Genomic DNA, 15,212 nt, shown 5'->3' with positions numbered 1-15,212 from the left:
AAAAAGCCCAAACCTGCTCAGGTTTGGGCTTGCATTTTTTGCTATGATGAAAGCTGCTCGATGAGCTTTCCTTCAATAATATAAGCCAAGTTATCAATACTTGGATCTTCAAAAAACTCCGCAGGCTCTAATTCAATAGAGAACTGCTGCTTTACTTTCGCCAACATTTGAATGGCTATCAATGAGTCGCCGCCCAAGGCAAATAAACTATCAAACACCCCTATTTCATCAAAGCCAAGAAACTCGCGCCAAACAGCCACCAGCTTATGTTCAAGTTCACTCTCAGGTGCTTCATATTCGGTGTCTAAGTCTGGGCGTCCATGTCCCGCAGGCTTAGCCTTCGCGTTTAAAATCGCCTGCTCCGCCTCACGTGTTACGTGTACCAGTTGTGACCAACTCATGCTAGCGGCATACACTTGCGACTGACCACTTGCAAAAATATCAGCCAACATGGCAGCACCAATATCACCTTGCAGCCCTAATCCTTCAGGCAAGTCAAACTTAGCAGCCATCCCGGTTTGAGCCCACGCATCCCAGTTAATACTAACAACAGGGAAGTTATGTGCTTGCTGCGCCAATGTATCTAAATACACATTGGCCGCACAATAATCACTTTGTCCATATGCGCCTAATACAGAAGCCAAAGAAGAACACACAGCAAACTGCTGTAATGCATGCTCTTTAAATACCTGTAATACGTTCTGTGTGCCTTGAATCTTGCTCGATAAAGTCACACTAGCGTGCTCCATTGTCATCCCAGCAATGAAACCACCACCTGGTAGCCCAGCACTATGTACAACATGCGTGATTGTACCAAACTGCTGCTCAGCTAACTTTACCGACTGGCCGAGCTGCGCAGCATCAAGTACGTCAGCGGTGATCACCATGACATCAACATTTTGCGCCTGTAATGATAATAACGCTGTTACCTGCTTACGTAACTTGTCATCAGTCTCACTGGCTTGTTGTAATGCTTGCCACTGAGACTCAGGTGCAAACTGACTGCGAGTTTGCAAAATCAGTTTGTGACCTTGTTCACCTAGGTATTTAGCCAGATGTAACCCGACACCACCCAAACCACCGGTAATTAACGTGACACCCGACTCTATCGATCTATCAGCACTCGTAGGAATGGCTTGCTGACTGAGCACAAAACGTTGCTTACCGCGATAAGCTATTTCATGATGTTCTGGTTTATCTGCCACTAAATCAGCCACCAATTTAGTCACTATATCTTCATTGAAGGCAATGTCTGCATCTTTAAATTCAATCACCCGCGTGAGCGTATTGTGCTCTAGCGGCAACCCACGGGTTAGCCCCAAAAGCGTGGCCTTTTCTGGTGATAAACTTTCATCATCCAATACTGAGAACAACTGAGTAGCTAACACACTTAATCGCACATTAAAGGTCGCAACTAAGTGCTGTACCAGTGGCAGTAATGCCTCATAACCAATGACATCATCCGATTGTGCCGGCACAAAAAAGCGCGTATCTACAAAATGTGTTACCTGTGTACCATCCGCTAAATAAGCATGTAGCTTTTCCCAATGAGTGGGATTTGTGTGATCAAAATTAATGTGGCCATTGTCTTGAACCGTAAACTCTGCATCATCTCTTTGTACTGCCCATAACATGGTTAATTGCGCGCCACGCTCAATAAGCGCCGTACTTAGTGCGCTGCATACCTGTGAGTCTGAAGCCAACAATACAAAGTGCTCTGCGCTCAAATCTTGACGCTTAACATGCAGCGGTTGTTGCTGCCAAATAGGTTGCAATAATTGCGGCTGTGAACTGGATGACTCAACGTCGCGTGTCGCTGACACAGTTCGCTCTTGATTTACCTCAACCCAATATTCTTGCTGACTAAATTGATATTCAGGCAGTACTTTAGATGCACTCGGAGTCAACTCTCCAACATATTGCCAATCAATATTTAACCCTAACTGCCATAACGTTGCAGCCGTTTTAGCAAAAGGCGCGATGACGTCTTTCATATCGCGTACATGGGCAATAGAGTTTAAAACCGTCAGCTCTTTCGTTATACCCACCTGCTGCACCAATTTCTGCAGCGTATCACCTGGCCCTGCTTCAATAAGTACATCACAGCGCTCAGATAACGTGTGCACCCCGTCAGCAAATTTTACTGGCTGACGAATGTGATCTAACCAGTATTGCACCGATGTTGCTTGATCATCTGTGATCACCTGCCCGGTGACATTGCTCACAAACACTACATCAGGCGCACTTAGGTGGGCTTTCTCTAAAGCAACTTTAAACTCCGGTAACACCGCCTCAGTTAAATGGCTATGAAATGCATGAGATACATGGAGTCGTGTACAACTTATCTGTTCGGCTTTTAATTGTGTTTGTAATGCTTTTATTGCCTCTTTTGTCCCAGCAACCACGGTATTCGTCGGACTATTCAACGCAGCAATATCCAGCTCAGCAGTTAAGTAAGGGGCAATAGTTTGCTCATCAGCCACCACAGATAACATCGTACCAGGAGCCATACCTTGAAGCGCTTCACCTCTGGCCGTCACCAAGGTAACCGCCGTTTCCAATGACATCACATTCGCCAAACATGCTGCAACATACTCACCAATGCTGTGTCCCAACATGCCTGTGATAGTTACACCTAATGCCTGATACGTGCGCGCCATCGCATATCCCACAATAAATAATGCCGGCTGTGTCACGCGCGTTTCGTTCAGAAGTTGGTTCGCTATTAAAACTTGATCATCTTCAGGTGCAAATACCCTAGTAAGTTGCTGTTGTAATTGCTCAGAAAAATGACTCAAAACTTCATTAAACACAGATTTAAAATACGCGTTATGTTTGAGTAATGGCTGAGCCATTGTCACATACTGAGAGCCCTGCCCCGAGAACAGTAAGCCAATGCGCGCATCCGTCGTTTTCATTGCCACAACGTCACGGCTTAACATCGCGACGGCTTGCTCGTGATCTTTGACCACAAATGCTTTTCTAAAGGCGAGTGCGGCACGCTTTTGCTGTAATTGCGCAGCGGCTTCAGGAAGAGTGTGTGGCTGTGCAACCAACATATTCTGCAGTGCAGCTACCTGATCATTGAGCCCACTTTTAGTCGCTCCACTCACAGGTAAAATGTACCAAGGCGCTCGGCGTGTTGGCTCTGCGGGTTCCGGTTGCTCCTGCGAAACATATTCTTCTAAAATAACATGTGCATTGGTACCACCCATCCCTAACGAACTCACAGCCGCTCTACGAGGGGTATCACTTTCCCATGCTTTTAATGTGTCATTGACATAAAACGGACTAGCAGCAAAATCAATAGCTGGATTTAGCGGCTTGGCATGAATGCTCGGGGGCAATTGCTTATATCGCAAAGCTTGAACAGCTTTGATCAAACCGGTGACACCCGCAGCTGAGTCTAAATGCCCAATATTGGCTTTAATCGAACCAATGGCACAATACTGTGTTTTATCCGATTGATAGACTTGGCTAAGGGCTGCAATCTCGATCGGATCACCCAATTTAGTGCCTGTACCATGTGTTTCAATATACCCAATCGAACTTGGCTCCACATCAGCAAATTCAAGCGCTGCGCTCACCGCATTGGCTTGCCCTGTTACACTGGGAGCCGTGTAGCCTATTTTGTCTTTTCCATCGTTATTAACCGCAGAGCCTCGGATCACAGCCAAAATGGCATCGCCAGCGCTAAGCGCATCTTCAACACGCTTCAGTGCCACGGCAGCACTGCCGCTACCAATTAAAATACCATCAGCATTTTCAGAAAAGGCACTTAGCTGACCGGTCGGAGATAAACTCCCTCCAGCGGGTGCGTCATAGCCCTGCTCGGATGCCAAATTTAGCCATACGCCGCCAGCAAGTGCAGCATCGCTTTCGAAGTTTTGCAGTGAGCGACATGCCATATGAACGGCGACCAACGAGGTAGAGCAAGCTGTTTGTACAGTGACCGATGGGCCTTTAAGGTTAAGCTCATAGCTAACCCGTGTTGCTAAAGAGTCTTTATCATTACCGTTTGTTAAGGCCAACAAACTCGTTATGTCATTTTGCGTGTTATTTGATAACAGGTTTTGCAGTAAGTAACTTGGTACGCCACACCCCGCAAAAACGCCTGTTAAATTAGTCGCACTTGGCGTGATACCGGCATCTTCTAATGCATGCCAACACGTCTGTAAAAAAATACGCTGTTGAGGGTCAAGTTGTTCAGCCTCTTTGGGGCTATAGCCAAAAAAGCCAGCATCAAACGCCTTCATATTGGTGAACGGAACACCTGCTTTAACATAATCAGAGTTCGCTAGCGTGTCGCTGTCTACTCCTGCGCCACGCAGCTGTTCGTCACTATACGGCGTAATACTACAATGTTGCTTTGCGACATTTTGCCAAAGCTCCTCGACGTTATTTGCATCAGGAAAACGCCCTGCCATGCCCACAATGGCGATATCTAATTCACTATATTCTATGTCTGACATATTTATGATTCTCTTGATTTTTTACGACGAGCAGCCAATGCATTCATGCCTTTCTTTTGCTGCTTAGCTGATGGTTTAGACTGAGGCTTTGCCGTGACAGACGACCCAGATAGATGCTCAGCCAATGTAGCAATACTTGGATAGGTAAATAACTCTGTTAATTGTACGTTCGGGTAATGAGCTTGAATTGATTCATGCACTGCCATGAGCAATAGCGAATGACCACCAATATCGAAGAAATTGGCTTGACGGTCAATGTCAGCCTGCTTTAAGTGCTGCTGCCATATTTGGCTAATTAAGCGCTCAACGTCATTACTTGCCAATTCAACCTGAGATGGAGACACCGACTGCTCTGACGTTATTGCTGGCAGCTTATGCCTTTCCAACTTACCGCTGGCATTCACTGGCAATTGCGCCATTACCACCATGTGTTTTGGGATCATGTAATGCGGTAACTGCTCACTCAACGCGCGTTTAATAGTATCGCCAGTGGGTAACGTCTGCGCAGTGCATTGAACATAAGCAATAAGCTCCATACCGTGTTCACTGCTTTGCGTCACCACCACCGCAGCATCAACACTCGGCAATTGTGTTAAACATTGCTCTACTTCACCTAACTCGACTCTAAAACCGCGCACTTTAACTTGATGATCTCGACGGCCATGATACTGTAACTGGCCATTGTCCCAGCTGACTAAGTCCCCCGTCGCATACATACGTGCACCATTCGCACTAAATGGATCTGCGATGAACTGACTGGCCGTTTGTCCAGCGCGACGCCAATATTCACGCGCAATAATCTCACCGCCAACATATAGCTCACCGATCTGTTTTTCGGCGACTAATTCAAGGTTGTGATCAAGCACATACAATTTGCGCCCCTGTAATGGCTCACCTAACGGAACCGCATCCACAGGAGGGTTAGCTTGGCAATCGTAAATTGCTGCTTCCACCACGATTTCAGTCGGTCCATATGTATTCAATAAGCGCACATGCTCAAGCCCTGCACGTCGCCAGTCAGCAATGGCAGTGATAGACATGGCTTCACCACCGGAGTGAACTTGTCTTAGCTTAGGCAGAGAAATAGGCGCGATATGCTCATGATGATACGCCCAACTTGAGGCAATGCTGCGCCAATAAGCTGCACTTAAATCCATCACCGTAATATTATGACGCTGCGCCTGTGCATAGAGTGTTTTTGCATCCCATAGCGCGTTATCTCTTAACACAATGGCTCCACCTGCAGACCATGTCGGGAACACTTGCTCGACAAACGCATCAAAATTAGCGGTCGCAAACTGTAGCACCACATCTTGCTCACTGAGCGAGATAAACTGTTTCGCAGACTCGATATACTGTGCCAATGCTTCATGACCAATCACCACGCCTTTGGCTTGACCTGTCGAACCCGAGGTATAATTTAAATAGGCTATATATGCCGGGTGCTTTGATACCGTAGGAATATTAATCTTTTTATAATGCTGATTTAGCAGCTGCACAGGTGCTAGCCATTGCCCAGAAAAGACAATGTCAGTCTGTTCCAGATCGCTGATCACCGCGCGGCATACACTGTCTTTGAGCATATAGTTTAACTTTTCAGCGGGGAATTGGGCATCTAATGGTAAATAGCCGATATTGGCTTTTAAACAGGCTAATACACTGGCCAACATCAGCGGGGTACGCTCCAACAGCACTCCCACAACTGGGTTTTCCCCTAGCTTTTCAGCCAGTAGGGCATGTGCCAGCCTGTTTGATGTTTGCTCTAACCATTCATAGCTAAATTGCTCATTTTTATAAATCACAGCGGTGCGCTGTGGATATTGCTCCGCATATTCACTCAACTGCATCAGCCAATGATTAGGCAGTTCCGTAATATCGTCACCTTGACCGTGTTCAAGCACATCAGTTACATCACTGAGCAGTGTTATGTTCCCAATTGCTTGCTCTGGGTTGATCACTACCTGAACAAGTAGGTTCGCCCATGCATGTTGCAAATGCTCAATAAATGCAGCATCAAACAGTGACGCATTGTACTGCAACTCAAGCGCTAATTGACCATTATTGAATAAGCGTGAATCAATACTTAAATCAAACTGCGCTTCATGTTTTAAAGGTGCTACTTCGACAAGCGACACATCAGGTAACGTATCGAGCATGTCTAAATTATGCTCAACATGATTGAACATCACCTGGAATAAAGGCGTTTGACCAACATGGCGCTCTGGATTAACGATTTCCACTAATTTTTCAAATGGGAAATCTTGGTTATCTTGTGCAGCCAACGTGTAATTTTTACACTGTTCCAAGATGTCACTAAAACTATCAGCGGCATCAATATCAGCATTTATCAACTGGGTATTTATGAAAAAGCCAGCTAAGCCATGTACTTGGCTATTTTGCCGATTAGCCACTGGGATCGCGACCCGTGGTTTCGCTTTATTGGCCACACGGTAACACAGCGCTTGGAAGCTGCTTAATAACAACATGAATAAACTGGCACTGTGTTGATGTGCTAGCTTCTGTAAACCTGCAACTTGTTGATAATCTAAGTGCAATGTTGAGGTTGCCAATGGTGCCATGTCGACTTGTCGTGGGTGCTGAGGCTCAAAAAGCAATTCATCCGCAGGTAAGGTCAGCGCGCTCTGCCAATAGGCTAATTGCTGCTGTGCTTGTTCAGTCGCCAACCACTGCTGTTGCCACTGAGCATAATCACCATACTCAATTTCAGACAGTTGATTTTCTAATGCTTGGCCTTGAGCCAATCGCTGATAGTGTGCACTTACCGCGCGTATCAGTAAATCAAATGTCCACGCATCTGATGCAATATGGTGCATGCTCATTACCCAGATATATTCCTCATCTGTGCATTGCACCAATCCAACACGGAAGTTTTCTCCTTTCTCAAGCGCAAACGCTTTACTGTTCAAGGCAGTTATCCAACTATCTGCTTGTGCTGCAATATTCTGCTCAGCGCTTAAATCTACATATTGCCAGTCTAAACTTTGCTCCGTTGCCGTTTGACGCCATTGCCCTTGATCATTTTTATAATAACGATGACGTAAAATTGCATGATCTGATAAAACCTGTTCACACGCTTGCTGTAACCATAGCTTTGAGAGCTTGCCTTTGAGTACTATCTGAGCACCGATATGGTATGCATTACTTTGCGGCTGTAATTGCCACAGGAATAGCTGGCGCAATTGCTGAGCGCTCAACTCACTGCTGAGACAGTGCTGAGGCACTATCTTTTGCTGTGTTTTCGTGTTCTCTAGGGTACTTTTCAGTAAGGCACAGAATTGGCCAAAGGTGTGCGCTTTAAATAGGCTAGTAGGCGCAATATGACACGAGAACTCGGCTTCCACTTTAGCCAATAGTTGTACCGCTTTAATCGAGCTTCCACCCAGTGCAAAAAAATCAGCTGCATCATGACGTACAGGGTAATTAAGGGCTGATTGCCATATCGTGGCTAGTGTTGTTTCCAGCTCACCCCAGTGGCTATTATCAGTCACTTGCACACTGTGTAATTGAGCAAGTGCATCACGGTTGAAATCACCATAACTTGCCAGTCTTTTAAGACCATATAATTTTAAACAAGCACTGCGCTGCAATTTACCACTGGATGTTTTAGGTAAAGCCCCTTGGTCAAGTAATAGAACTAATTCAGGACTTTGCCCGAAGTGCTCAATCACATAGTCTCTCACGACCAACGCCACCTGCTCAGCGGGCATATCGTCCCGAAACTTGTTGCTGGTTTCTATGGCTAAACCAATACCCTCTCCATGCTCTGCACTTGGCACAGGAAAAGCCGACACCCGTCCTTTACGGACAAAGCTCAAGCCAGCTTCAATACTGCGTTCAATATCTTGCGGATAAATATTGTGGCCATTGCTGATAATTAAATCTTTTTGTCGACCTGAGATATATAACTGATCGTCATACAGGTAACCCACATCTCCCGTTCTTAACCAGCGATGATTATCACGGGTCACAAATGTCTCGTTAGTTGCCTTCTCATTTTGCCAATAACCGACAGCAATGCTTGGACCCGCAGCCCAGATCTCGCCAATCTCTCCTGCAGGTAATTCAGCCAATGTCGTGGGGCAAGTGATCCTTAGATAATGCTGAGAAGGCGTAACACCGCAACTTACTTGGTGGCTATATTCACCATTATTACGAATATCTTGCGCTTGCACTTGACGTGCCTTGCCTTGGCTTAATGCCTCATTACAAAATGCATGTATTTTAGCTCCAGAGCCAGCTTTACTCCCCGTCACTAATAGCGTCCCTTCCGCCAGACCATAACACGGATATAATGCCTCTCTTTTAAAGCCATTTGCGCTAAATTTATCGGCAAAATCATTCAACGTGTCATGCCTAATAGGCTCAGCACCTGAGAATGCCACTCGCCAGCTGGATAAATCTAATGCAGCTCTTTGCTTATCCTTAATACGCTCTAAACATAACCGAAAAGCAAAATCAGGCCCACCAGAGACAGTGCCGTTATACTCGCTCACTAATTCTAACCACCGCACTGGTTTTTCCATAAAATAACGCGGGGATGCCAACACCAGTAAATAACCCGTAAATAAAGGCTGTAGTAAACCACCAATCAAACCCATGTCATGAAATAATGGCAGCCAACTCACAGATACATCTTCTACAGACGTCTCAACAACCTCAGCAAGTGCTCGCTCATTGGCAATTAAATTGCGATGACTCACCATCACACCTTTCGGTTTTGCCGTCGAACCTGAAGTGTACTGTAAAAATGCAATATCATTTTCACAGGCATCGTACTTACCAACCTGAGCTGTCGATTCATCCAATGTATCAACCACTAACATGGTACTATCGCGCGTTTGTTCTACCATGGTCTGCACTGTATTACTAAAACGCGCCGTCGTTAGCACTACTGCAGCTTGAGAGTCTTCAGCAATGCCCACTGTTCGAGCTATATGCTGCTCTTTTGTCGATTCTGGCGGAAAACTGGGTATCGCGGTCACGCCTATATACTGACACGCAAAAAAGCTAGAAACGTAGTCAATACCAGAGTCCATTAATATTAATGCACGATCTCCGGGTTTTGCTTGCTTTTGAATATGGCTAGCTAACCAAATACTCCGTTGATATAACGCATGATATGTCCAAGAAGTTCGTTGCTTACGGTCAACACAAATAAGCGCAACTCGATCGGGGGTTTGCTCAGCATGCTGAGCTAAATAATCCATGATGGTAATGGCTGACATCTCAGACTCCATTAGAAAATAAACTGGCTATGTTATTGGCAGGGGTGTACTAGGTGTGAATACAAAACATAAGATTGTGTCTTAGGGAGTAGTGATGCAGACACAGAATACGAATATCATCCGTGTTATATCACTACTCCTTTGACTTTACTTGGCCATTGCTTCACGTAGGCTAGCTGGACGCATATCGGTCCACTTTTCGTTTATATACGTCAAGCATGTATCCTTACTTCCTTCAATGCCGACATCTTTCCAACCACCGGGCACACTTTTATAGCTGGGCCAAAGTGAATACTGCTCTTCTTGATTAATCAGTACTTTAAAAATGCCATTTTCGTTATCAAAACTCATCGTATTTCCTAAAAATCATTTGCGACTAATGGCTTTGTGACGCTCGACAATGAAAGATTTTTAGTCTTTTTTAATTTTTAGCTTAATTTCACTCTTTAATTGTTTCGCTAACGCTTCAGGGGTATACGGCAAATCAACTAATTTCTGCTGCTCACTGTAAAAATGACTTTGATCCGCAAAGTGCGAGGAACTTGCCGAAGTGGATTGAGAAAAGCTCAATAACCCGCGCGCTTGAGGTCCGTCATTATCAAACCCCACCACCATCATCCAACTTGAGCCAAAATGAACTTCGACACCATCTTTATTCAATCCTGACCATGTTTCTTTCCCCGTTAATGGGTTAAGCACTGCGGGTTTTACCGCTTTTGCAAAGGTTGTCATATCCATATTATTGCCAGGAGCATAGATATTAAACCCGCCAACATTATGTGTTGCACCAGGCCAGCTGATCCTGTGATCTGCTTTTTGTAAATATTGCACCTCTCCCCACTTAGCATTCAAGGGATAACCTGATTGCTTAACAATATCAGCTGCTGTTATCAACCGCTTTAATAGTTCGGCATTCACAGCAAGTCCACGTGGTGTCGTTACTGGGTATTCAGCATCAAACTTAACGTTAAAATCGCGTTCAAAATCTAATAAGAACATAAATTCATTGATCAGATGTGCCGCTTTTGAATGACGATTAAACTGACCATCCCACTGTGTAACGGCATGACACACCTCTTCAACCACTGACTCCTTGCGTGATATTCTGACTAAGTCTTGCGCTGAAAACGTCGTACATAGCGTTACTAAGTCACGTTTAAAGCGTTCTGCAAAAGTACTGTTGTCTAGCAATGCGCGTTCAACTTCAGCGACGCTAAATTTATTATCTAGCCCTGAGCGAGCTGATAACATATTAATACTGTGCCGTGTGCGCAAAGATTGTACTGTGGCAAATTCACCATACAATGGGGAGTTTTCAGCAATAGGGTGCAGCGCATTAGTTAGCCAATATGAATCATTTGAGTTTTGTACGTAATCGCTACGCTGTAACTGGGGAGCATCAGCAAATTCAATTTCATCTTGAAAAATAAACTCGCTGTTGTTACCCGGTAATAATGCGATGCCTGTACTAGCAAAAATATGCGCACTCTTAGGATCTGTTTTTAAAAAACGAATCGCTTGTTCAGAAAGTAACGGGACATTGGAATCATCGACATAAAATGTATCGCCCTTATTATCCGCAACTAAGGTGTTATTAAACATCATGCCGTCAAATGTACTGAATGTTTCTTTAAACTCCGCCATATTCGATGCTTGATTCATTGCTAACCAATGATCAACCGAGTCAAAACTATCGAGATTCGCATCTTTTATTACGTAGACAAACTGATCATCCCATGGAAAACGACGCTCATCTTCCATGATCACACCAATATCGGTGTAGAATATCGTTTTACTGAGCGTTTGCATGCCAGCATCCGTTTTAACCTTAACCTCTACGTCACGCTGCTTGATCGAGTGCCATTGACCATCTAACTGATAGCTCAGCCTATCACCAGGTTTAAGTGATAACCGGTACACAACCGCATGGGATGCTGAGGAATAGGTGTGTGTCCAAGCCAGATTTTGATTAAAACCAATATTGACAGGCCCAGGGAAACCAATGATTGAAGCCCCCATCACATTGAGCTCATCTTTTATCTTTGCATGGTTAGCCCAAAACCTAAAGTTACCATTAAAGGGGAAGTGGGGGTTAGCCAACACAATTCCTTTGCCATTCTCCGTTTTATTTTTTCCTAGAGCCCAGCCATTTGAACCTTGTGTTTGAAGTGGGCTCTGCAAATCAAGTGACTCATAATTATCAATATGCCAAGCTGTGAGTTTTTTTTGCAGTGCGAGTTTTGGCCGCCATTCGTCCGCTTCTAATGGATGTGCTTTCACATAGGCTGGTAGCATCCTCACTGAACTGCTTTGTACTCCTAAATTGAGTATTCCTGCAACGACATCGACGGCTTCAATTGGTTTAACCCAGTCGGCACCTTTACATTCTTGTCCCAATACCTCGTCACCAGCATCTACTGCGCTCAAAAATGCGTTATAACCTGCAGCAAACCCCTCAGCCAATTGTTTCGTATTAGAGGATAACGAAGAATATGCTCGTTCGGTTCGGCCACGAATATCTAAAATACGATATCCAAAATCAGATAAAACGTGGCGATTATCACCTGATTGACTATGTGCACCTAAATATTGAGCACGTTGAGCCTGAACTCGCAAGTAACCATCCGCTAAAATACAACTATGATCTTGAGCTTGTGCGTAAGCGTTACCATATGCTAACCCGAATAGATCATTAGCCTCAATATGTGCCATACCATATTGACTGCGCTTTATAGTCACAGATTCTAATTTTTCACCTTTATTTTCAAAATGATGCAACTCACTACCTTGTGCATTTACCTGAAGTGCAATGGGTAAAATCACACCCAGTGGCAACATTAGTCGACGTACTTTCATTATTTTCCTTAACAAAATAAAAAACATTATCCAAACATGATGAAATCATCATATCTGATGATCCGAAGTACAAATATACTGATGCAAAGTGCTCACCTATTTGTAACTTTATCTTTATGACCATTGACAAAGGTAAAAATTTATAAATAATACACAACTGATAATCATTTGCATTATCAATGTCATTTCGATTTTTAGAATTAATAAGGAGTATCTCGTGTCGCAGTTCGCAAATAAGTGGTCGCAAGTTATCGCTGATAACCAAGCAAAATTACTGGCCTACTTAAGTAATATCCTACGCTGCCCTTATCTTGCTGAAGATGCTTTACAAGATACCTTTATCCGCCTTTCTGGCATGTCTGAAAATCAGAACTTCCAAGTAAAAAACTCAACCAGTTATGCATACCAAGTCGCCCGTAATATTGCGATTGATATGTTAAGAAAACAAACAAGGGAAGCCTGGGTCGATATTGAATGCGTTCAGACAGAACAATTCAATGATGATAATTCCAATATTGAAAAACGCTATTTACAGCGCCAAGTCTCTCAACAAGTTAACAGCACGATTAATAAATTGTCGACTCGACATCAAAATGTGGTGAGCTTTTATCGAAGCGGTAAAATGAAACAAAAAGACATTGCCAAAATGTACCAGATAAGCCCAACATTGGTTAATTTTATGCTTAAAGAAGTTGTTCAATCATGTAAGTCAGAACTCGCACATTAACCCAAAAACTCACTTAAGCTGACGCGGCCAGCTTGGCCGCGATAAAATCTGCATGCGTAACGTACATCAATCCTGATATTTTCCGTATCGTATGATCTTCATAGCTATCAATATTGCCATCTGCATATGCCACATACCACAGTAATTGCACAATTTCGATGCGCTCAACATCATCGGTATGGTTATTCACTTGCTTAATAAATAAATATAAATCAATTGCTTGCTCAACTAAAAGCTGTGCTGTTTTAATTAAAGCATCTACTTGTGCACGCTCTAATTCACACTGCTCTACCAATAACTCCTCGATTTGTTTGAGCTCCACCGCTAACAATTTTCCATCAGAACGCATCACTTCCACCATAAGCGCTGCTAATGCAGTGTTAAAGTCTACCGTAGGCGTCTCTATAGGCTGTACTGAAAACTCTGTGAGTAGTTTTTTTATATGTTTAAACACCTAAATCGTCTCCATATGTTATGCTCAAAATTGGTCTGCTCTTAAGGAAATTTATGTCGCCAATCAATTATCCCTTCTCACTTAAACGACTGAGTGTTCTTTTAGTGTTTTCTCTCGCTGGCTGCCATCATACACCAGTACAATTTGGCGAAATTGAAAAGCTATACGACTTCGACCATCAAGTGCATTACAGACAAGTACAATACAACGATAATAAGTTTGCCATTCGGATCATTGCTGATAGCTATGAAGCATTTACCCGGCAAAGTGTCTTTTTACTTAGACACAGTAGACATTTATGTAAACGTTTAGTTCCCCAATTAACCCTCAAAAACGGTATTCAAGGCTTTGACAGGCTACCTACAGAGCCAAGACCGTATCAGCCTGACCTATACGCGGAAATAGAATGTATTGCTCCCTGAGGGGGTAGAGGCGTCAATATAACATTACTTCATTTTTAATCATTAAATCGCAGACATAAAAAAACCCAAGCCTAAGCTTGGGTTTCTTATTAATGCTTATGCATTAACTATGGTCGATATTACTCAACGATAGTTGCAACAACACCAGCACCAACTGTACGACCACCTTCACGGATAGCGAAGCGTAAACCTTCGTCCATCGCGATTGGTACGATCAAATCTACAGTCATCTTGATGTTATCACCAGGCATTACCATTTCTACGCCTTCTGGTAACTCAACGTTACCTGTTACGTCAGTTGTACGGAAGTAGAACTGTGGACGGTAACCTTTGAAGAATGGAGTATGACGACCACCTTCATCTTTCGAAAGTACGTATACTTCTGAAGTGAACTTCGTGTGTGGAGTGATTGAACCAGGCTTCGCTAGTACTTGACCACGTTCAACGTCTTCACGCTTAGTACCACGTAGAAGTGCACCGATGTTCTCACCCGCACGACCTTCGTCTAGAAGCTTACGGAACATCTCAACACCCGTACAAGTTGTCTTCGTAGTTTCTTTCATACCTACGATTTCAACTTCGTCGTTCACGTTTACAATACCAGCTTCAACACGGCCAGTTACTACTGTACCACGACCCTGGATTGAGAATACGTCTTCGATAGGCATGATGAATGGCTTATCGATGTCACGCTCTGGCTCTGGAATGTAAGAATCTAGTGCTTCTGCAAGCTCTACAATCTTGTCTTCCCACTCTTTCTCGCCTTCTAACGCCTTAAGCGCTGAACCTGCGATTAGTGGTAAGTCATCACCTGGGAAGTCGTATTCTGAAAGAAGTTCACGAACTTCCATCTCTACTAGCTCAAGTAGCTCTTCGTCATCAACCATGTCACATTTGTTCATGAATACGATGATGTAAGGTACGCCAACCTGACGAGAAAGTAGGATGTGCTCACGTGTTTGTGGCATAGGACCGTCAGTTGCAGCAACTACTAGGATTGCGCCGTCCATTTGTGCAGCACCAGTGATCATGTTT

At 44.0% G+C, this 15,212-nt stretch carries 8 protein-coding genes; 2 read left to right on the top strand and 6 right to left on the bottom strand.

What is annotated here, in order from left to right; translation table 11 throughout:
- Nucleotides 1-41: 41 nt before the first annotated feature.
- From BGP78_RS22415 to BGP78_RS22400, 4 genes are all read right to left on the bottom strand, one after another.
- A complete protein-coding gene (locus BGP78_RS22415) occupies nt 42-4,472 on the bottom strand; it encodes an SDR family NAD(P)-dependent oxidoreductase (protein WP_119863488.1) in 4,431 nt (1,476 codons plus the stop codon).
- Nucleotides 4,473-4,474: 2 nt separating this feature from the next.
- Nucleotides 4,475-9,718 (bottom strand): non-ribosomal peptide synthetase, encoded by a 5,244-nt coding sequence (locus tag BGP78_RS22410; RefSeq protein ID WP_119863487.1) that lies wholly within the window; start codon nt 9,716-9,718, stop codon nt 4,475-4,477.
- A 147-nt stretch (nt 9,719-9,865) separates the two neighbouring features.
- Nucleotides 9,866-10,069, bottom strand: coding sequence for an MbtH family protein (locus BGP78_RS22405; RefSeq protein ID WP_119863486.1), 204 nt, complete (start codon nt 10,067-10,069; stop codon nt 9,866-9,868).
- A 60-nt stretch (nt 10,070-10,129) separates the two neighbouring features.
- Nucleotides 10,130-12,574, bottom strand: coding sequence for a penicillin acylase family protein (locus tag BGP78_RS22400; RefSeq protein WP_182912369.1), 2,445 nt, complete (start codon nt 12,572-12,574; stop codon nt 10,130-10,132).
- A gap of 217 nt (nt 12,575-12,791) precedes the next feature.
- Between BGP78_RS22400 and BGP78_RS22395 the strand changes: the two genes are divergently transcribed.
- Nucleotides 12,792-13,301, top strand: a complete 510-nt coding sequence (locus tag BGP78_RS22395) for an RNA polymerase sigma factor (protein ID WP_119863484.1) — start codon at nt 12,792-12,794, stop codon at nt 13,299-13,301.
- Between the two features lie 13 nt (nt 13,302-13,314).
- On the opposite strand, the gene BGP78_RS22390 is transcribed toward BGP78_RS22395, so the two are convergent.
- Nucleotides 13,315-13,755, bottom strand: a complete 441-nt coding sequence (locus tag BGP78_RS22390; RefSeq protein WP_119863483.1) for a TerB family tellurite resistance protein — start codon at nt 13,753-13,755, stop codon at nt 13,315-13,317.
- A gap of 53 nt (nt 13,756-13,808) precedes the next feature.
- Between BGP78_RS22390 and BGP78_RS22385 the strand changes: the two genes are divergently transcribed.
- Nucleotides 13,809-14,177 carry a hypothetical protein gene (locus BGP78_RS22385; protein ID WP_119863482.1) on the top strand — a complete coding sequence of 123 codons (369 nt, stop codon included), beginning with the start codon at nt 13,809-13,811 and terminating at the stop codon, nt 14,175-14,177.
- Between the two features lie 119 nt (nt 14,178-14,296).
- On the opposite strand, the gene tuf is transcribed toward BGP78_RS22385, so the two are convergent.
- A partial coding sequence (tuf, locus tag BGP78_RS22380; protein WP_119863481.1) for an elongation factor Tu occupies nt 14,297-15,212 on the bottom strand: 916 nt, incomplete at its 5' end.

The sequence above is a fragment of the Pseudoalteromonas sp. MSK9-3 genome, from assembly GCF_003590335.1.
Classification (GTDB): Bacteria; Pseudomonadota; Gammaproteobacteria; order Enterobacterales; family Alteromonadaceae; genus Pseudoalteromonas.
Note: the sequence above shows the minus strand (reverse complement) of the source record. Positions and strands in the feature narration are given on the sequence as shown.